The following is a 17406-nucleotide window of genomic DNA, read 5'->3' as shown; positions in this document are numbered from 1 at the left end:
AGGAGTGAGATATGAGTTGGCTTGAATGGCTGGTAGCTTTGTTAGCTGTGGCAGGGTCGTTATTTGTGTTGTTAGGATCCTTTGCTCTGGTGAAACTACCTGATTTTTATACCCGCCTGCATGGGCCAACCAAAGCCACAACGCTGGGCTTAGGTGCTCTGGTGCTGGCCTCTATGGTCTATTTTAACTTTGTCAAAGGGGAATTGAGTTTACAGCAGTTGCTTATCGCTTTATTTTTATTTATTACCGCACCTATTACCGCTCATATGTTAATCAAAGCTGCGCTGCATTTAAAGCTGAAGACATCTGCACCAACGTCAGGAAAGCAAAACGCCGATCTTTAAGTGTACTTTTGTAGCCTTAGTTTTCTTCGTCAAAGCCGTTTTCGATTAAAGTCACTACAGCGGTTAGTGCTTCTTGTGCCTGAGCGCCTTGGGTACAAACTTCCAGAGTTTTACCTTTGCTGCTCGCCAGCATCAGGAGTGCAAGCACACTGCTGGCATCTGCGGTTTGGCCTTCCTGCTGCAATTCAATTTTGGCATCAAACTGACGGCACAATTGCACCAGCTTAGTAGCAGCTCTTGCGTGTAAGCCGAGTTGATTGACGATAGTGACGGTTTTCTGAAGTTTATCGGCCATGATGTCTTACCAATTCGCGGTGGCGAATTTGCACGTCTTCCCGCTGTAAGCGGTAACTTTCAGCCAGAGATTCAGCGATATAAACTGAACGGTGCTGGCCACCAGTGCAGCCAATAGCTATGGTCAGGTAGCTACGGTTATTGCGCTCTAAGTGGGGCAGCCAGGTGCCAATAAACTGATTAATTTGCCAGATATACTGAGCCACTACGGCTTGTGACGACAGATAGTCTTGCACAGGTTTGTCTAAGCCTGTCAGGATTTTAAGTTCAGGTTCCCAGTGCGGGTTTGGCAGGAAGCGGGCATCAAATACATAGTCAGCGTCTTTGGGAATACCGTATTTAAAGCCAAAGGATTCAAACAAAATAACCAGACGTCCGGTTTTTTGCCCCAGAATACGTTCTCTAAGCTGCTCTGCCAGCTGATGTACGTTCAGCTCTGTGGTATCCAGATACAAATCAGCACGGCTGGAGATAGGGTCTAACAGCTGCTGTTCGCGTTGTATGGCTTCATCCAGTGACATGGCCTGATGCGACAACGGATGCAAACGGCGGGTCTCACTGAAGCGTTTAATTAAACTGGTATGGTCGGCGTCGAGGTAAAGAATGGTCAGGTCAACTTTATGCGGCAGGTAAGACAGAATATCGGTCAGCTCATCCGGGTCTTGTGGCAGGTTGCGCACATCGATACTGACAGCCACCCGTTCATACTGACCCATAACGGCGTTGGCTAAGGTAGGGAGTAGATTAACCGGGATGTTATCGACACAATAGTAACCTAGGTCTTCCATGACGCGCAGGGCAACAGACTTGCCCGAACCCGATCGACCACTGACGACCAGTAACTTCATTTTGCTATCACCTGTTCAGCACTTGTCATCAATAACTGATACAAATCGTGGCTGCTTGCGCTATGACGGATTTTTTTGGTGAAATCTTTCTGGCTCAGCATACGTGCTATGCCTGATAAGGTGGATAAATGGGTCTGACATTGATTTTCCGGGATCAGGATGGCGCAGAAAATATCCACAGCCTGGTTATCAATAGCATCAAACTGTATTGGATCTTTGCTGACAACAAACACCAGCATAGGTGTGGTGACATTTTTTAATTTGCCATGCGGAATAGCAATACCACCGCCAATACCTGTAGAGCCAAGCTTTTCACGGCTCATCAGTGCTTCGAGTATGTTGTACTCAGGAATTTCCGGTAAACGCTGATGTGCCAGTTCAGCTATGTATTCCAGAATGCGTTTTTTACTATTAAAAAGGACCGCACTCTTGGTGCAGTCCTCCGATAACATTGAGCTCAGGTTCATAGTTTCAGAATCAATGACGAGAAATTTTCTCTTTATGTTTAATAACTTGGCGATCCAGTTTGTCGATCAACTGGTCTATCGCAGCGTACATATTTTCGTCTTCCGATACAGCGAATACTTCACCTCCGTTGAGGTGCATCTTAGCCTCTGCAATCTGCTTCAATTTTTCCACGTTCAGCACTACATGTACATTGTTAATATGATCAAAATGACGTTCAAGTTTGGAAAATTTGCTATCGACGTAATCTCTCAGTGCTTCAGTGATTTCTACATGACGACCAGTTAAGTTGATTTGCATAGACTCTTCCTTCTTTGTAGAGCTGTTAAAGCAAGCTCTTGCGCTGATTAGACGGCGGAATAAACAAGGCTTCACGATACTTGGCAATGGTACGCCGTGCGACATTAATTCCTTGTTCTGACAGTATTTCTGCCATCCTGCTGTCACTTAAAGGTTTGGCAGGATTTTCCGCCGCCACCAATTTTTTAATAAAGGCGCGGATGGCGGTGGATGAACATTCACCACCACTCTCTGTACTTACATGACTGGAGAAAAAGAACTTAAGTTCAAATATTCCTCTGGGAGTGTGCATATATTTTTGTGTCGTAACACGGGAAATTGTTGATTCATGCATTCCCACCATTTCAGCGACATCGTTTAATACCATGGGTTTCATGGCTTCTTCACCGTGTTCAAAGAACGCCTGTTGCTGCTGTACTATGCAGTTCGCTACTTTGAGTAAAGTTTCGTTGCGGCTCTCCAGACTTTTTAAAAACCATTTGGCTTCCTGCAAATGGGAACGGATAAACTGACCATCGGAGGCGTTACGGGCATTACGTGACATGGCGGCATATTGCTCGTTAATTCTGATCTTTGGCATCGCATCAGGATTTAACTCAACCATCCAGCGTCCTTTAATTTTCGCTACCGATACATCAGGGATCACATACGACTGTTCTTGTCGAATCACATCTGCCCCAGGTCTTGGGTTCAGGCTGTGGATCAGGCGCATCACTTCTTTTAAGTCGTCTTCTTTGAGTTTAGTCACACGCATCAGAGAACGGAAATCTCTGTTGGCTAAAAAGTCAGTATATTCTTTAATAATATGCCGGGTTTCGGCCAGATAAGGTGTTTTAGGGTCAAACTGACGCAGTTGTACCAATAAACATTCCTGAATGGTACGGGCACCTACACCTACAGGGTCGAATAGCTGGATACGTTTGATCACAGCTTCAACTTCGTCGGCCTCTACATCGGGTATTCCCAAAGATTCGAGAATTTCTTCTGTACCTATCGTCAGTAAACCGTTTTCATCTATGGCTTCGATAATAATTTCAGCAATAGTACGGTCTGTGTCTGAGAATGGGGTTAGCTGCATCTGCCAGCGTAAGTAGTCTTGCAGAGTTTCGCTGGTTTCGCCCTGAAATACCGTATCTTCATCACCGTTGTAGTTATTGGCTCCTGAGACAGGGGCTGCACTGACTAAATCATCCCAGTGGCTGTCCAGCGGCAGGTCTTCTTTAATATTTTGCTCGGACATCGCTTCGCTGCTGTCCTTTACCTCGGGTTCGTAGTGCTCATCATGACTGCTGTCGTAGTCGGGGGAGTCAAACTCTGCACCATGATTTAAATCTTTTGAGGAGGGTTCCTGAAACACAGCATAGTCATCTTCAGCTTCCAGCAATGGATTAGCATCCAGCGCTTCCTGAATTTCCTGTTGCAGTTCAATAGTAGACAATTGCAGCAGTTTAATTGCTTGCTGCAATTGAGGAGTCATTGTGAGCTGCTGACCAAGACGAAGTTGCAGAGACGGTTTCATGTACTTCTTATTTTCTCCAAACAACCCTATTCGGATGTTGTTTTAAACTATAACCTGAATTGCTCACCAAGGTAGACATCCCGGACTTGTTGGTTTGCTAAAACCTCAGTCGGCGTACCTGCAGCAATCAGTTCTCCATGACTTACAATATAGGCAATTTCACAGACATCAAGCGTTTCACGCACATTGTGGTCGGTGATAAGCACTCCAATGCCTCGTTGGCACAGATGCTGAATAATTTTTTTAATATCTAACACTGAAATAGGATCAACACCAGCAAAAGGTTCATCCAACAGGATAAATGCCGGATCTGCAGCCAATGCCCGCGCTATTTCCACCCTGCGACGTTCACCACCGGATAAACTCATGCCAAGGCTGTTACGGATATGACCTATATGGAACTCGTCCAGCAGGGCGTCGGCTTTTTCTTCGCGCTGCTCTTCGGTTAAATCTTTGCGATGCTGCAAAATGGCTAACAGATTGTCGTAAACCGTCAGTTTACGGAAAATGGAGCTTTCCTGCGGTAGGTAGCCAATACCGGCACGGGCACGGGCATGGATAGGGTCAAAAGTGATCTCTTTATCATCCAGTGTGATTTTGCCTTTGTCTGATGGTACCAGGCCAACAATCATATAAAAGGTGGTGGTTTTTCCTGCACCGTTTGGACCTAACAAGCCAACTATTTGCCCTGCATTCACTTCCAGACTGACGTCTTTGACCACCTGACGGCCTTTGTAACTTTTCGCCAGATGGGACGCGACTAACTTCATTATTCTTTTCCTTCCGGGCTGAATACAGTGGTGACTCTTTCGGTTTTTTTGCCGTCAGATTCTGCTTCCAGCTCTTGTTTTTCCAGGTTGTATTTGATGATCGCGCCTTGCACCATGCTGCCATTCTGGCTCAATTCAGCATTGCCTGTCAGCACTAGCGTACCGTTGGCTACATCGTAGCGAATTTCATTGGCACTGGCTTTAATCGGCTTTTCACCATCCAGTAACTGCGAATAAGTGGCAGGCTGACCTGAAGCTATAAACACTTCTTTGCCTTTACCAGCAGTGGCTAGAACTTCGAGTTTATCTGCTTCAATCAGTAAACTGCCTTGTTCTACTTTGACGTTATCAACAAAGGTCATCACTTTGTCTTTAATAGAACCAAACTGACGATCCGAACCGACCTGGATTTCTTTTTTAAAGTCGTCAGGACCTGCCAGAGAAGCGCCACTGAAGGCGAAAAAGATGCTGAGTAAAATAATGTTACTTTTCATTGTAATAAACCGTTTTTGTGTGCTGTTTCAGCTCTACGTTCTGTTCGTTCAAATCTGCCAGCATACCTTTACCTGTGATTTGAAAGCCCAGTCCAAAAATTCGTACCTGCTCATTCGATTGCAGCGTATTGCTGTTGAACAGAAGCTCAACTGCATTGGTTTCTATCCGGGTAAAAAGTGGGTCAGTCGACATATTGCGCAGCTCCACTCTGTGTTCAAGAATGAGTTTGTCATCAGGATAAAGCACAGCCTGCTCGCTTGTCACTTGCCATAATGGCACTTTTTCCTGATAAATGGTGTAGATAGGGAAATCAAACTGTAAAAAGCCAAAACGTTCGAAGTGTTCCATACGTTGAGCACGGATCAGATCCGACAAATGGCCTTCTTCATCATAAATCATCCGGGTCAGGTCTACAGCCACATAGTCAGGCTGATTGTCCTGATTGCCAGGAGTGCCGCTTTGCTCCTGATCCAGCACCTGCCAGCTATAAAAACTGGCGGCAGCAGCCACAATAAGCACTAACCATAAAAATTGACGGATCATGTACTGCTTCCTGAAAATTCAGCAAATTTGTTCTGACTGGTCAACAGCAAATCACAGAGTTCACGCACTGCACCAAAACCACCTGGTAATTTACAACGGTAATCTGCATGCAACGCAAGGTAAGGGTGAGCGTCCTGCACCGCAACACTTAAACCACAATGCTGCATGACGGCCCAGTCGGCCAAATCATCGCCGATAAAGGCAATTTGTGAGGCTTCGAGTCCCAGTGTTTGTTGGAGTTCAGCAAAAGCCGCGAGTTTATTTTCCTGACCTTGATAAATGTACGGCACTGTTAAGGAGGTCATGCGCTGCTGCACTATCTCTGAGCGACGACCCGTGATCACCGCTACTTCAATACCGGCATGGCGTAGGGCTTTAATACCGTAACCGTCGCGGGTGTGAAAGGCTTTCAGTTCCTCTCCCTGATTGCCTAAATAAATACGGCCATCAGAAAACACGCCATCTACATCACAAATTAATAAGCGGATCCCTTGTGCTTTTTGCTGAAGTTCCGGGCTGATGGCCTGATACATTTGGCTAAATAAAATAGACATCAGAGCACCCCAGCTTTCAGCAAGTCATGCATATTTAATGCACCTACAGGTTCATTTTGCTCGTTTACCACAATAAGGCCATTAATTTTACGTTGTTCCATGATTTGTAAGGCTTCTGCTGCCAGCATAGCAGGTTTGGCGGTAATACAGTTTTTAGTCATCAGGCTGGCAATGCTGGCTTTGTGTAAATCGACTTGTTGGTCCAGTACCCGGCGTAAATCGCCATCGGTGAATAAACCCGCCAGCTTACCCGAATCATCCACTACAGACGTCATCCCCAGGCCTTTGCGGGATATTTCCAGCAAGGCCTCTTTCAGACTGACCTGCTGATGCACCACTGGCAAGGCATCACCAAAATGCATTACATCTTCTAAGCGTAACAATAAACGACGGCCTAAGCTGCCACCTGGGTGGGACAAAGCAAAATCATCAGCGGAAAAACCACGAACATCCAGCAAAGCAACGGCGATAGCATCACCCATAGCTAAGGTAGCAGTAGTACTGGCGGTCGGTGCCAGTCCCAGTGGACAAGCTTCTTGCTCAACCCGCACACATAAATGCACATTGGATAAAGTAGCTAAGGTAGATTCAGGACGGCCTGTCATCGCTATCATTTTGATGCCGCGGCGTTTTAATACCGGCACTATAGTCAGAACTTCAGCGGTTTCGCCTGAGTTGGAAATAGCCAGCACAATATCATCCTGGGTGATCATGCCTAAATCGCCGTGGCTGGCTTCTGCAGGATGAACAAAAAACGCGGGCGTGCCAGTGGAGGCTAAAGTGGCGGCAATTTTATGAGCAATGTGGCCTGATTTACCCATGCCAATCACTATCACCCGGCCTTTGCAGTCAAACATCATCTGGCAAGCCAGATTAAAACTCTCGTCTATATAAGCTGCCAGTTGGGTTACAGCTGCGGCTTCAATCTGCAACACCTGCAGGGCCTGAGGGCGAAAATCCAGAGTCATGCAAAAATCCCCATCAATTAGTTGTTGCCGGCTTTTCGGATCTAAAGTTCTTTGGAAAGGATCCAGTAAGAGAACCTGTCAGATCATAGAGATAGCTTAAGCATTAAGCTGCGATTCATTTTCAGCGCGGCACACTTTGCGGCCAGATAAAGGCTGATATTTTCGTGTTTATTGGGCGTAAATGCAAAAGATTACGTAAAACAAACTCATTATTCTGTTTTTGCAATCAGTTGTTACTATTTTTTATAAGGTCGTCGTTGCGAAAAACCTATACAATAGCTGTGTTTTACGAGTCCGCTTGGCTTGAAGTCGCTGTTGTGCATAGGTATATTGCGCGCCTTTAATTTTAGCGGTAAGCGCTATAGTCTTTGAATGAGGATCAACGTGTCAGATATTCTGGTAGACATTCAGCACCTGACGTTTAAACGCGGTGACCGTGTGATCTATGATGACATGAGCATGCAGTTTCAGCGTGGCAAAGTGACGGCCATCATGGGGCCTAGCGGTATTGGTAAAACCACATTGCTGCGCCTGATCGGTGGTCAGTTAAAGCCTGAACAAGGGAAAATTCTGATCAATGGTCAGGATATACCTCAGCTCAATCGTAAAGATTTGTATAAAGCCCGACAGAAAATGAGCATGTTGTTCCAAAGCGGTGCCATGTTCAGTGATATGTCGGTTTACGACAACGTAGCCTTTCCTATTCGGGAACATACCCGCTTACCTGAAGATATTATCCGCCTGATGGTGCTGATGAAATTAGAAGCTGTAGGTTTACGAGGTGCGAGGGATTTAATGCCCGCTGAATTGTCTGGTGGTATGGCGCGTCGTGCTGCGTTAGCCCGTGCTATCGCTTTAGATCCACAACTTATTATGTACGATGAGCCTTTTGCCGGGCAGGACCCGATTTCAATGGGCGTGATAGTCCGTTTGATCCGCTCTTTGAATAATGCCTTAGGTTTAACGTCCGTCGTGGTATCCCATGACGTGAATGAAGTGATGAGTATTGCTGACTATGTTTATGTAGTGGCTGAGCAAAAAGTTATAGGGCAAGGCACGCCAGAAGAGCTTCGGGCTCACCCTTCTGCGCTAGTGCAGCAGTTTTTACAGGGAGAGTCTGATGGCCCTGTACCTTTCCACTTTAAAGCGGCCAGTTACAGTGCTGAATTAATGGAGTTAGCCAAGTGATAGTGGATAAGTTACAGCAACTCGGACAAAAGAGTATTGCTAAAATTCAAGGCATGGGCCGGGCTACCATTATGTTGTTTGGTGCTTTAGTTGCCTGGCCAACACCACGTAAAAGCTTCCCTTTATTGCTGAAGCAGTTGTATGTGGTGGGTGTGTTGTCTTTATTGATCATTCTGGTCTCTGGTTTGTTCATCGGCATGGTGCTGGCATTGCAGGGTTACACAGTGCTGTCGAAATTTGGCGCTGAACAAATGTTAGGCCCGCTAGTCGCGTTGAGTTTACTGCGCGAACTGGGTCCTGTGGTGACAGCTTTATTATTTGCCGGCCGGGCAGGTAGCGCTTTAACTGCTGAAATTGGTTTGATGAAAGCGACTGAGCAGTTGTCAGGTATGGAAATGATGGCTGTGGATCCGCTGCGCCGTATTATCGCGCCGCGTTTTTGGGCTGGCGTGATCAGCATGCCTCTGCTGGCGATGATATTTACTGCCGTAGGCATTTTAGGTGGTCATCTGGTGGGTGTGGACTGGTTAGGTGTGGATAGCGGCGGTTATTGGTCTGCAATGCAAGCCAACGTTGATTTCCAGCAGGATATTATGAACGGCGTGATTAAAAGTGCTGTGTTTGCTTTGATTGTGACCTGGATAGCCTTACATAAAGGCTTTGATGCGGTGCCAACCTCTGAAGGCATTAGTCAGGCCACCACACAAACTGTGGTGACATCTTCTCTGGCGGTCTTAGGTTTTGACTTTATATTAACAGCAGTAATGTTTGGTGGATAAAAAATGACATCTCGCAAAATCGAAGTGTTGGTAGGTTTGTTTGTTGCGCTGGCTATAGCTGCTTTTATGTTGTTATCCCTGAAAGTGGCGAACAGCGGTATGGCGGGGTCTGGCGAAACTTATATGTTGTATGCCAAGTTTGAAAACATTGGCGGCTTAAAAGTGAGATCGCCAATTAAAGTAGGTGGTGTAGTGGTTGGCCGTGTGCGCTCCATTAATCTCGACACTGAAGAATATTCTCCTGTAGTGGCTATGGAGATTGACAGCCAATACAACAATTTCCCTGAAACCAGTTCAGTTGCCATTTTGACCTCTGGTTTATTGGGTGAGCAGTATCTTGGATTACAACCTGGTTTTGTTGATGAAACAGTCTCCATCCTGAAAAGTGGCGATTATGTTGAAGACACCAAGTCCGCTATTGTGCTGGAAGAGTTAATCGGCCAGTTCTTATTTAACAGAGGAAGTAACTAAGCATGAAAAAATTGCTGGTAAAAATTGCAGCTACTGCATTGATTTCATTAGGCCTGATTGCTCAAGCGTCCGCCGTGGAAGTCAAAACTTACACTGACCCGTACAAAATGATCGAAGCTGTGGCCGATCAGGCGTTTCGCCGTATTGCTAACGATCAGCCGAAGATTGAAAAAGATGTCGAACATTTACGGGTGATAGTGAATGAAGAATTAGTGCCTTACATCGACAGTCGTTATGCTGCTTTTCGTGTGATAGGTAACTACATTAAACAAACTAAACCTGAAGAGCGTGATGCTTTTGTGTTGGCTTTTAAAGATTATATGGTAGCCACTTACGCCGGTGCTTTAACTCAGTATAAAAATCAGAAAGTGATTTTTGAACCAGCCCGCGCTGTAGGTACGCAAAATATTGTCACCATTAAAACCCGTGTTATTGATCCGGGCAAGCCAGATATCAATATCGAGTTTAAACTGCGTCGTGCCAAAGATTCTGAAAACTGGCAGGTATTTGACATGGTGGCTGAAGGTATCTCTTTGTTAGACAGCAAAAGAGCTGAGCTTGGCAACATGATCCGTCAGCAAGGTTTGGCCAGCGTGACCGCATTGTTAGTGGAGAAATCAAAAGCTCCTATCACAGCTCCTATGCAGGGTAATAATGCTAAAAATTAGTCAACAACAACAGACACTGGTGTTTTCCGGTGCTTTGGATCGGGATACAGTACCAACGCAGTGGCCATTTAAACTATTAAAAAAGTTAAGTGGCACTGTAGTCTTTGATTTTCATGAGCTTGCATTGGTAGACACTGCAGGGCTTGCCTGGTTACTTCATCAGGTGGCTCAGGCTGCTAAAATGGGGTTAACCATCCAAATGTGTCATGCGCCAGAGCAATTAATTTCTCTGGCTAAGTTGTCCGACGTTCTGGCCTTATTGCCATTGGTAGAAGAGGGTAAAAGCAATGCAGTGTAATGATATTGAGCTTCTTTTAACAGAAGAGCTGAAACTGGCTGAAGTTTATGTAAAAGCCGAAGGCAATCATTATGCTGTGACAGCAATTGGGGATTGTTTTGATGGCATCAGCCGGGTGAAACAACAACAAATGATTTATGCCCCTTTGATGGCAGCTATTGCTGATGGTAGTATTCACGCCGTTTCAATTAAAACGTTCACGCCGACTCAATGGCGCCGTGAAAAATTACTTAACCCACCTGTATAGTAGCTAAAGATGCAACAATTTCTGGTTTCAGGCGGCGCCACCTTAAAAGGTGACGTTGTTATTTCCGGCGCTAAAAATGCCGCACTTCCTATTTTATTTGCCACTATTTTGGCAGAGCAGCCGTCAGTGCTGAGCAATGTCCCTGTGTTAAAAGACATTGATACCACCTTTAAATTGTTGCGCATTTTTGGTGCTGAAGTCAGCCGTGACGGCCATCAGGTGACAGTGGATGCCACTGCTATTCACAGTCAGATGGCTCCCTACGAGCTGGTGAAAACCATGCGCGCTTCTATTCTGGCTTTAGGTCCTCTATTGGCTCGTTTTGGTCATGCTGAAGTGTCGTTGCCTGGCGGCTGCGCTATTGGCGCTCGTCCGGTGAATTTGCATATAGACGGTCTGCGCAAAATGGGCGCTGAAATCACGGTCGAGGCTGGTTATATCAAAGCCAAAGCAAGCCGCTTGCATGGTGCTCATATTTTTATGGAACTGGTCAGTGTGACTGGTACTGAAAACCTGATGATGGCGGCAGTGCTGGCTGATGGTTTAACTATTATTGAAAACGCAGCCCGTGAACCTGAAGTGGTGGATTTAGCCCGGTACCTTATTGCTATGGGGGCTGATATTCAGGGCGCAGGCACTGATACTATTCGCATTACGGGTAAAGAAAAGCTGCATGGCGCTTGTCATACAGTGTTACCAGACCGCATTGAAACTGGTACTTTTTTAGTGGCTGCTGCTGTGACAGGCGGGGATGTGACCTGTTTAAATGCTTCTCCGGCAGAACTGGAAGTTGTGCTTGAGAAACTGCGTGAGGCCGGTGCCGATGTCAGTACAGGACCAGATTGGATCCGGCTGAATATGGCGGGCCGTACGTTAAAATCAGTCAACGTAAAAACTGTACCTCACCCTGGCTTTCCTACCGATATGCAAGCTCAGTTTACTGTGTTGAATGTGGTGGCAGAAGGCGTAGGCATGGTGACAGAAACGATTTTTGAAAATCGTTTTATGCATGTACCAGAGTTGCAACGTATGGGGGCTGATATCCAGCTTGAAGGCAACACAGCGCTGATTAAGCACAGTGACAAGCTGACAGGTGCTCAGGTGATGGCAACAGACCTGAGAGCTTCCGCCAGTTTAGTGATTGCAGGCTTAGTGGCTGAAGGTGAGACTGTGGTTGATCGTATCTACCACATCGACCGGGGTTACGAGCAGATAGAGCATAAGCTTAAAGGCTTAGGTGCCAATATCCAACGGATCAATGCTCCAGCCTGATTTGTTGCTTTAAACATAAAAGCCAGTGCTTAGTCACTGGCTTTTTTATGTCAGCTTGAATGGTTAGTTAAGTTCTCTAATCACCACAGGTATAGTCAAAGCCTTGCCATTGCGTTCAATCGACATTTGTAAGGTGGTGTCTGGTTGGGTTTCCGCAATCAAATCCAGCGCATGATGTACGCTGGTTAAAGTCACACCATTAATTTTCTGTAATATATCGCCAATTTCTAAACCCGCTATAGCGGCAGGACTTAAAGGTTCTATGGCGCTGATTTTGACACCAAATAAAGTTTGGGCTGTGGATATCATCGGATCGCCTGCAGGATTAACCACAGGGTCTCCACTGACACCTAAATAACCACGGATCACGCGACCATGCTGGATCAGTTTCTGCAGAACATTACTGGCTAAGCTATAAGGCACCGCAAAAAATATACCCTGAATGTCCAGATTACGCTGGCGTTGGAAAGCCGCAGTGTTGATACCGACTAACACGCCATTGCTGTTAATTAAAGCACCGCCTGAGTTACCCGCATTAATGGCAGCGTCCATTTGCATAAAGTCGGCATAACCGTTTGCTGGGCTCAAGCCGCCTCGGCCTGTTGCACTTATAACACCCTGAGTAATGGCCTGACCCAAATTAAAGGGATTGCCTATTGCCAGTACCACATCTCCAACCTGAGGCTCTAAGCTATCATCCTGTGGGATCACAGGTAAGTTGTCGGCTTCGACATACAATACAGCTAAGTCTGTCAGTTGGTCCTGGCCAATCAGTATCGCGTCAAAGACCCGGCCATCCTGCAACGCTACTGAAATCTGGTCGGCTCCATAGACCACATGATAATTAGTCAGCACATAACCCTGAGCATTCATAATGACACCGGAGCCAAGCTCTTGACGCTCTATAGTTCTGCTTTGGTAAGAACGGGGATCCTGAGTGGTGCTTTTGGTATAGACATTGACAACAGCCGGTGCCGCGGCGCGCACTGCTCTGGAATAAGACACAGGTGCTGGCACTGATTCTTTTTGTTGCCAGAAATTCAGGTTTAATCCCTGACCCTGGTTGAAAAAGACCAACCACAGCATTGCAAGTGCAAGACCATAAGCAACACTTTTTAATAGACTAATCAGAAGTTTGGGCACTGGGAGAAGTTATGAAACAAAAGATTTTGCAAGCATAACACTAAATATGGAGTTGCAGTAGCAAGCCACAGGCTTGCTACTGCAAAAAGTTAACGTATCAATACGTAAAGGATGCGATTACCGCGTTGAACCTGCAATGCTATGATGCCGGAGCTTTTACTCAGCAGCTCTCGTAACTCTTTGGTGCTGGTCACTCTGCTGCGACTAACACCAATAATCACATCGCCTTTTTCCAGTCCTAATGCAGCAGCAGGGGAGCGGGCTGCAACTTCATCCACCACAATCCCATTCTCACCATCCGGTGTTTTACCATCGGTTAAACTGGCACCTTCAAGCATTGGATGCAGTACTTTCGCTTCTGCTGTGGCAGCTTCTGCAGCTTCCAGCGTCACTTTCACTGTTAGCGCTTTATCATCACGCAAAATACCTAAAGCTATTTCTTTGCCTACACCTAGCGTGGCTATTTTGGCGCGAACTTCAGTAAAAGACTCAATCTTTTTACCGTTCAGATGGGTAATAATATCACCACTTTTCAGGCCAGCTTTATCGGCTGCTGAACCTGGGATCACTTCTTGTACCCAACCACCTTTGCTGGTTTTGGTTTTCATTGCTTTGGCAATTTCAGCGTTTAAATCACCGCCGCGTACACCTAAAGCACCACGACGCACTTCACCGAATTCAACAAACTGGGCGACCAGGTTTTTCATCATATTGGCAGGAATAGCAAAACCTATGCCTATATTGCCGCCATTAGGACCTATAATGGCGGTATTGATACCAATCAACTGGCCTTTGAGGTTGACTAAAGCGCCGCCTGAGTTGCCGCTGTTAATGGCTGCATCGGTTTGGATAAAATCTTCATAACCTTCAATGCCTAAACCACCACGGCCTAAAGCACTGACAATACCTGAAGTGACGGTTTGCCCTAAGCCAAAGGGGTTTCCTATAGCTATAGTAAAATCGCCCACTCTTAAAACATCTGAATCCGCCAGTTCAACCTGAGTTAGATCTTCAGCTTCAATTTGCAGCAGAGCTATATCGCTTTCTGGATCTTCGCCAATTCTTTTCGCTTTGTAACTGCGACCATCTTTTAAGGTCACCTGAATTTCAGAAGCCTCATTAATCACGTGATGGTTAGTCACCACATAACCTTTTTTAGCATCGATGATGACGCCTGAACCCAAACCACGGAAAGGCTGTTCCTGGCGTAACTCGCCGCGGCGGCCAAGGAATTGCTCTAAACCACCGGGTAAGCGTTGACGAACTTCGCGGCTGCCGGCCACTGAGATATTGACTACAGCAGGAGTCACATTCTCCAGCATAGGCGCCAGACTTGGCATTTCCTGATCGCCAGCGCCAAAAAATGGCAACTTAGCCTGAGCTGGCGCGGGTTGCGCCAGCAGAAAGGCGGTTAAAATACTGACAGTAACTAAAGATAACTGCGACTTCATATAGGTAATGCTCCTTCGTACGGATGACGCCACTAAGAATGCTTTACCAGTCGAAAAGTTCAGTTGTCCGATGAGTTTCGCTCAGTTTTATTTTTCATTAAGCCACTGGCTGTATTGGAATAATCCAATGGCTGATAGGACGGTTCGTCCTTCACTTTGCGACGCTCATCCAGTTTATGGATCGACTGGCGTATCTGTGCCGTAGTGTCTGCTGCGAAATAATTCAGCTCGCTACGGTTGTCAAAAGTTGGTCTTTCGATCAACTGCATCTTGGTCTGAGCCATATGGCGGGCAATTTTTTCGTAGTTCTCGTGAAGCTGACTCATCAATTGATGAGTGGTTTCCACGTGCTCTGTGACATCGCTACGGTATTGCTGCAGCTGCTGTTTGGTTTCGTTTAGCTCCACCTGCAGTTTGCTTTGATTAAATTGACGCAAACAATACAAGCGGGTTGCCACTATGCCAACCACTAAGCCAGCTACTAACCAGGCCAAGGCAAAAGTAACAGTCATAACAACTCCTGAAAAATTAGTTAGTTCAACAATAGTTTAACCTATCTTCTTATCCAGAGTGGTAAGGCATGTTACTATTACGACCATTATTTAAGGTTAATTGGCTTATTTTTCAATATCCAGCATGACTACACCACTGCAAAAATATCAACAAGACCTCCAACGTGATGATTTTCTGTTTGATGCTGCCCAGCAAAATGCAGTACAGCAGCTGGAACGTCTGTATCAGCAATTTGTGCAACAGAAGCCTGCTAAGCAAGGTTTTCTGGATAAACTGCTGGGGAAAAAGCCAGAAGCACAACCACTGAAAGGCCTGTATTTCTGGGGCGGAGTAGGGCGGGGTAAAACCTATTTGGTGGATACTTTTTATGAATGTCTGCCGACCACACGTAAGCTGCGCATCCACTTTCACCGCTTTATGCACAAAGTGCATCAGGAGTTAAAGTCTCTGCCTGGCGTGTCTGATCCGCTAAAGATCGTGGCCGATCGCTTTAAAGCTGAAACTGATATTTTGTGTTTTGATGAATTTTTTGTCTCTGACATTACAGACGCAATGATTTTAGGCACCCTGATGCAAGAGTTGTTTGCCCGTGGTATTACGTTGGTGGCCACCTCTAACATTGAGCCTGATGGTTTGTATCGTAATGGCCTACAGCGGGCGCGTTTTCTGCCTGCAATAGCTTTGATTAAGCAACATACGGAAATAGTGAATGTCGACAGTGGTATCGATTACCGTCTTCGCACTTTAACTCAGGCTGAAATTTATCATTCGCCGCTGGATGAAAAAGCAGATTGTAATTTGGCTGAATACTTTTTGGCCTTATCGGTGGAGCCTCGTCAGGATAAAGCACAAATAGAGATAGCAGGCCGGACCCTGACCAGTCGTAAAGAAGCGGATGGTATTATCTGGTTTGATTTTCCAGAGCTATGTGAAACAGCTCGTAGTCAATATGACTATATGGAGCTGAGTAAGTGTTACCACACTGTCTTACTGTCGAATGTGACGCAGATGGGGCAAACCCGCGATGATGTGGCCAGACGCTTTATTGCGCTGGTGGATGAGTTCTATGAGCGCCACGTTAAACTGATTATTTCCGCTTCTGTGCCTATGGAACACCTCTATACAGAAGGCATTTTGTCTTTTGAATTTAAGCGTTGTTTAAGCCGTTTACAGGAAATGCAATCGCACGACTATCTGGCTAGTGAACATTTACCGTAATTTTTTACAGAAATGGCTGTTTTTTGTCAGTGGTTACTATATAATCCGCGCCCGGCCCACGTTACAGCCTGAAATTGCCGTAGCCTGGCAGTTTATGTACTCGAAGGGGTGCGATAAGCGACACAATGAAGATTGTGTTAGGTGTAACAGTGTTATTTTTTTTGGGTAGTTTTTAGATGAAAACTTTTACTGCTAAGCCAGAAAGCGTTCAACGTGACTGGTTCGTTGTTGATGCAACAGATAAGACACTTGGTCGTATCGCAACTGAGATCGCTCTTCGTTTACGCGGAAAGCACAAACCAGAGTTCACTCCACACGTTGATACCGGTGATTACATCATCGTTGTAAATGCTGATAAAGTGACTGTCACTGGTAACAAAGCAAAAAACAAAATGTACTACTCTCACAGTGGTTTCCCAGGTGGTATCAAAGAAATTAACTTTGAAAAACTGCTTGTGAAGAAGCCGGAGATGGTATTGGAAGCAGCCGTAAAAGGTATGTTGCCTAAAGGTCCTCTGGGCCGCGCTATGTTCCGTAAGTTAAAAGTATATGCAGGCGCCGAGCATCAACATGCTGCTCAGCAACCGCAAGTTTTAGATATCTAATCGGAGCAGAACATGGCAACTAATCAATATTACGGTACTGGTCGTCGTAAGACCTCTACAGCTCGTGTATTCATCAAAGCAGGTTCAGGTAACATCGTTATCAACCAACGCTCTATCACTGAATACTTCGGTCGTGAAACTGCTCGTATGGTTGTTATGCAACCGTTAGAGTTAGTGGAAATGGTAGGCAAGTTTGACTTATACGTCACTGTTAAAGGTGGTGGTATTTCTGGTCAGGCTGGCGCAATCCGCCACGGTATCACCCGCGCTCTGATGGAGTTCGACGAGTCTCTGCGCCCTGCATTACGTAAAGCTGGTTTCGTCACACGTGACGCCCGTAAAGTTGAACGTAAGAAAGTGGGTCTGCATAAAGCTCGTAAGCGTCCACAGTACTCAAAACGTTAATTCGTTTTTTGTTGCAAAGAACCCGGTTTTATACCGGGTTTTTTATTT

24 protein-coding genes are annotated in these 17406 nt (G+C 45.9%); 11 read left to right on the top strand and 13 right to left on the bottom strand.

The features are described 5' to 3' along the window. The first annotated feature begins 11 nt into the window (after positions 1–11). Positions 12–344: a Na+/H+ antiporter subunit G gene (locus LSG37_RS19380; protein WP_233081588.1), complete on the top strand. Its 333-nt coding sequence runs from the start codon at positions 12–14 to the stop codon at positions 342–344. Positions 345–360: 16 nt separating this feature from the next. Here LSG37_RS19380 and LSG37_RS19375 read toward each other — a convergent pair whose 3' ends face one another. Genes LSG37_RS19375 through LSG37_RS19330 form a run of 10 tightly spaced genes read right to left on the bottom strand, consistent with a single transcriptional unit; the run spans position 361 to position 7100 of the window. Next, positions 361–639, bottom strand: a complete 279-nt coding sequence (locus tag LSG37_RS19375) for an HPr family phosphocarrier protein (RefSeq protein ID WP_233081586.1) — start codon at positions 637–639, stop codon at positions 361–363. Then, complete coding sequence (gene rapZ, locus LSG37_RS19370) at positions 629–1486, bottom strand: RNase adapter RapZ (protein WP_233081584.1); 858 nt, start codon at positions 1484–1486, stop codon at positions 629–631. Before rapZ ends, LSG37_RS19375 begins: the two co-directional genes overlap by 11 nt. Then, the gene (gene ptsN, locus LSG37_RS19365; RefSeq protein ID WP_233081582.1) at positions 1483–1953 is read right to left on the bottom strand and encodes a PTS IIA-like nitrogen regulatory protein PtsN; all 471 of its coding nucleotides are present in this window, start codon (positions 1951–1953) and stop codon (positions 1483–1485) included. The genes rapZ and ptsN overlap by 4 nt, the downstream gene beginning before the upstream one ends. Positions 1954–1963: 10 nt before the next feature. Next, on the bottom strand, positions 1964–2251 hold the full coding sequence (gene hpf, locus LSG37_RS19360; protein ID WP_233081581.1) for a ribosome hibernation promoting factor: 288 nt from the start codon (positions 2249–2251) through the stop codon (positions 1964–1966). A gap of 25 nt (positions 2252–2276) precedes the next feature. Beyond that, positions 2277–3770, bottom strand: coding sequence for an RNA polymerase factor sigma-54 (locus LSG37_RS19355; RefSeq protein ID WP_269836672.1), 1494 nt, complete (start codon positions 3768–3770; stop codon positions 2277–2279). 47 nt (positions 3771–3817) lie between these two features. Continuing rightward, positions 3818–4540 (bottom strand): LPS export ABC transporter ATP-binding protein, encoded by a 723-nt coding sequence (gene lptB, locus LSG37_RS19350; protein WP_233081578.1) that lies wholly within the window; start codon positions 4538–4540, stop codon positions 3818–3820. Beyond that, positions 4540–5034 carry a lipopolysaccharide transport periplasmic protein LptA gene (gene lptA / locus LSG37_RS19345; RefSeq protein WP_233081577.1) on the bottom strand — a complete coding sequence of 165 codons (495 nt, stop codon included), beginning with the start codon at positions 5032–5034 and terminating at the stop codon, positions 4540–4542. Before lptA ends, lptB begins: the two co-directional genes overlap by 1 nt. After that, positions 5024–5578 carry an LPS export ABC transporter periplasmic protein LptC gene (gene lptC / locus LSG37_RS19340; protein ID WP_233081575.1) on the bottom strand — a complete coding sequence of 185 codons (555 nt, stop codon included), beginning with the start codon at positions 5576–5578 and terminating at the stop codon, positions 5024–5026. The genes lptA and lptC overlap by 11 nt, the downstream gene beginning before the upstream one ends. After that, positions 5575–6132, bottom strand: coding sequence for a 3-deoxy-manno-octulosonate-8-phosphatase KdsC (gene kdsC / locus LSG37_RS19335; protein WP_233081573.1), 558 nt, complete (start codon positions 6130–6132; stop codon positions 5575–5577). The genes lptC and kdsC overlap by 4 nt, the downstream gene beginning before the upstream one ends. After that, the gene (locus tag LSG37_RS19330) at positions 6132–7100 is read right to left on the bottom strand and encodes a KpsF/GutQ family sugar-phosphate isomerase (RefSeq protein ID WP_233081572.1); all 969 of its coding nucleotides are present in this window, start codon (positions 7098–7100) and stop codon (positions 6132–6134) included. Before LSG37_RS19330 ends, kdsC begins: the two co-directional genes overlap by 1 nt. Before the next feature lie 372 nt (positions 7101–7472). Between LSG37_RS19330 and LSG37_RS19325 the strand changes: the two genes are divergently transcribed. Genes LSG37_RS19325 through murA form a run of 7 tightly spaced genes read left to right on the top strand, consistent with a single transcriptional unit; the run spans position 7473 to position 12023 of the window. Then, the gene (locus LSG37_RS19325; protein WP_233081571.1) at positions 7473–8288 is read left to right on the top strand and encodes an ATP-binding cassette domain-containing protein; all 816 of its coding nucleotides are present in this window, start codon (positions 7473–7475) and stop codon (positions 8286–8288) included. Continuing rightward, on the top strand, positions 8285–9067 hold the full coding sequence (gene mlaE, locus LSG37_RS19320) for a lipid asymmetry maintenance ABC transporter permease subunit MlaE (protein ID WP_366515582.1): 783 nt from the start codon (positions 8285–8287) through the stop codon (positions 9065–9067). Before LSG37_RS19325 ends, mlaE begins: the two co-directional genes overlap by 4 nt. 3 nt (positions 9068–9070) lie before the next feature. After that, positions 9071–9538, top strand: coding sequence for an outer membrane lipid asymmetry maintenance protein MlaD (gene mlaD, locus LSG37_RS19315; RefSeq protein ID WP_127684977.1), 468 nt, complete (start codon positions 9071–9073; stop codon positions 9536–9538). A 2-nt stretch (positions 9539–9540) separates the two neighbouring features. Continuing rightward, complete coding sequence (locus LSG37_RS19310; RefSeq protein ID WP_233081570.1) at positions 9541–10206, top strand: MlaC/ttg2D family ABC transporter substrate-binding protein; 666 nt, start codon at positions 9541–9543, stop codon at positions 10204–10206. Then, positions 10193–10504: an STAS domain-containing protein gene (locus LSG37_RS19305; RefSeq protein WP_233081568.1), complete on the top strand. Its 312-nt coding sequence runs from the start codon at positions 10193–10195 to the stop codon at positions 10502–10504. The genes LSG37_RS19310 and LSG37_RS19305 overlap by 14 nt, the downstream gene beginning before the upstream one ends. Continuing rightward, positions 10494–10751, top strand: a complete 258-nt coding sequence (locus LSG37_RS19300) for a BolA family protein (protein WP_233081567.1) — start codon at positions 10494–10496, stop codon at positions 10749–10751. Before LSG37_RS19305 ends, LSG37_RS19300 begins: the two co-directional genes overlap by 11 nt. A 9-nt stretch (positions 10752–10760) precedes the next feature. After that, the gene (gene murA, locus LSG37_RS19295) at positions 10761–12023 is read left to right on the top strand and encodes a UDP-N-acetylglucosamine 1-carboxyvinyltransferase (protein ID WP_233081566.1); all 1263 of its coding nucleotides are present in this window, start codon (positions 10761–10763) and stop codon (positions 12021–12023) included. A gap of 63 nt (positions 12024–12086) precedes the next feature. On the opposite strand, the gene LSG37_RS19290 is transcribed toward murA, so the two are convergent. The 3 genes from LSG37_RS19290 to LSG37_RS19280 all read right to left on the bottom strand — a co-directional run bounded on the left by LSG37_RS19290 (position 12087) and on the right by LSG37_RS19280 (position 15129). Further along, the gene (locus tag LSG37_RS19290) at positions 12087–13109 is read right to left on the bottom strand and encodes a trypsin-like peptidase domain-containing protein (RefSeq protein WP_233081565.1); all 1023 of its coding nucleotides are present in this window, start codon (positions 13107–13109) and stop codon (positions 12087–12089) included. 146 nt (positions 13110–13255) lie between these two features. After that, positions 13256–14617 (bottom strand): Do family serine endopeptidase, encoded by a 1362-nt coding sequence (locus tag LSG37_RS19285; RefSeq protein ID WP_233081563.1) that lies wholly within the window; start codon positions 14615–14617, stop codon positions 13256–13258. A 59-nt stretch (positions 14618–14676) separates the two neighbouring features. Continuing rightward, positions 14677–15129, bottom strand: coding sequence for a Z-ring associated ZapG family protein (locus LSG37_RS19280; RefSeq protein ID WP_008899946.1), 453 nt, complete (start codon positions 15127–15129; stop codon positions 14677–14679). 124 nt (positions 15130–15253) lie between these two features. On the opposite strand from LSG37_RS19280, the gene zapE reads away from it, so the two are divergent. The 3 genes from zapE (at position 15254) to rpsI (ending at position 17358) form a co-directional block, all read left to right on the top strand. Further along, entirely contained in the window at positions 15254–16348 is a 1095-nt protein-coding gene (gene zapE / locus LSG37_RS19275; RefSeq protein ID WP_233081561.1) for a cell division protein ZapE, read from the top strand. A 176-nt stretch (positions 16349–16524) separates the two neighbouring features. Beyond that, positions 16525–16953 carry a 50S ribosomal protein L13 gene (gene rplM / locus LSG37_RS19270; protein ID WP_233081559.1) on the top strand — a complete coding sequence of 143 codons (429 nt, stop codon included), beginning with the start codon at positions 16525–16527 and terminating at the stop codon, positions 16951–16953. A 12-nt stretch (positions 16954–16965) separates the two neighbouring features. After that, positions 16966–17358 (top strand): 30S ribosomal protein S9, encoded by a 393-nt coding sequence (rpsI, locus tag LSG37_RS19265; RefSeq protein ID WP_008899943.1) that lies wholly within the window; start codon positions 16966–16968, stop codon positions 17356–17358. Positions 17359–17406: the final 48 nt, after the last annotated feature.

Source organism: Rheinheimera soli (assembly GCF_021290985.1).
In the GTDB taxonomy this organism is placed as follows: domain Bacteria; phylum Pseudomonadota; class Gammaproteobacteria; order Enterobacterales; family Alteromonadaceae; genus Pararheinheimera; species Pararheinheimera soli.
Note: the sequence above shows the minus strand (reverse complement) of the source record. Positions and strands in the feature narration are given on the sequence as shown.

Coding starts and splice junctions, on each gene's coding strand:
- LSG37_RS19380 (WP_233081588.1), top strand. CDS start 12: ATGAGTTGGCTTGAATGGCTGGTAGCTTTGTTAGCTGTGGCAGGGTCG.
- LSG37_RS19375 (WP_233081586.1), bottom strand. CDS start 639: ATGGCCGATAAACTTCAGAAAACCGTCACTATCGTCAATCAACTCGGC.
- rapZ (WP_233081584.1), bottom strand. CDS start 1,486: ATGAAGTTACTGGTCGTCAGTGGTCGATCGGGTTCGGGCAAGTCTGTT.
- ptsN (WP_233081582.1), bottom strand. CDS start 1,953: ATGAACCTGAGCTCAATGTTATCGGAGGACTGCACCAAGAGTGCGGTC.
- hpf (WP_233081581.1), bottom strand. CDS start 2,251: ATGCAAATCAACTTAACTGGTCGTCATGTAGAAATCACTGAAGCACTG.
- LSG37_RS19355 (WP_269836672.1), bottom strand. CDS start 3,770: ATGAAACCGTCTCTGCAACTTCGTCTTGGTCAGCAGCTCACAATGACT.
- lptB (WP_233081578.1), bottom strand. CDS start 4,540: ATGAAGTTAGTCGCGTCCCATCTGGCGAAAAGTTACAAAGGCCGTCAG.
- lptA (WP_233081577.1), bottom strand. CDS start 5,034: ATGAAAAGTAACATTATTTTACTCAGCATCTTTTTCGCCTTCAGTGGC.
- lptC (WP_233081575.1), bottom strand. CDS start 5,578: ATGATCCGTCAATTTTTATGGTTAGTGCTTATTGTGGCTGCTGCCGCC.
- kdsC (WP_233081573.1), bottom strand. CDS start 6,132: ATGTCTATTTTATTTAGCCAAATGTATCAGGCCATCAGCCCGGAACTT.
- LSG37_RS19330 (WP_233081572.1), bottom strand. CDS start 7,100: ATGACTCTGGATTTTCGCCCTCAGGCCCTGCAGGTGTTGCAGATTGAA.
- LSG37_RS19325 (WP_233081571.1), top strand. CDS start 7,473: ATGAGGATCAACGTGTCAGATATTCTGGTAGACATTCAGCACCTGACG.
- mlaD (WP_127684977.1), top strand. CDS start 9,071: ATGACATCTCGCAAAATCGAAGTGTTGGTAGGTTTGTTTGTTGCGCTG.
- LSG37_RS19310 (WP_233081570.1), top strand. CDS start 9,541: ATGAAAAAATTGCTGGTAAAAATTGCAGCTACTGCATTGATTTCATTA.
- LSG37_RS19305 (WP_233081568.1), top strand. CDS start 10,193: ATGCTAAAAATTAGTCAACAACAACAGACACTGGTGTTTTCCGGTGCT.
- LSG37_RS19300 (WP_233081567.1), top strand. CDS start 10,494: ATGCAGTGTAATGATATTGAGCTTCTTTTAACAGAAGAGCTGAAACTG.
- murA (WP_233081566.1), top strand. CDS start 10,761: ATGCAACAATTTCTGGTTTCAGGCGGCGCCACCTTAAAAGGTGACGTT.
- LSG37_RS19290 (WP_233081565.1), bottom strand. CDS start 13,109: ATGCTGTGGTTGGTCTTTTTCAACCAGGGTCAGGGATTAAACCTGAAT.
- LSG37_RS19285 (WP_233081563.1), bottom strand. CDS start 14,617: ATGAAGTCGCAGTTATCTTTAGTTACTGTCAGTATTTTAACCGCCTTT.
- LSG37_RS19280 (WP_008899946.1), bottom strand. CDS start 15,129: ATGACTGTTACTTTTGCCTTGGCCTGGTTAGTAGCTGGCTTAGTGGTT.
- zapE (WP_233081561.1), top strand. CDS start 15,254: ATGACTACACCACTGCAAAAATATCAACAAGACCTCCAACGTGATGAT.
- rplM (WP_233081559.1), top strand. CDS start 16,525: ATGAAAACTTTTACTGCTAAGCCAGAAAGCGTTCAACGTGACTGGTTC.
- rpsI (WP_008899943.1), top strand. CDS start 16,966: ATGGCAACTAATCAATATTACGGTACTGGTCGTCGTAAGACCTCTACA.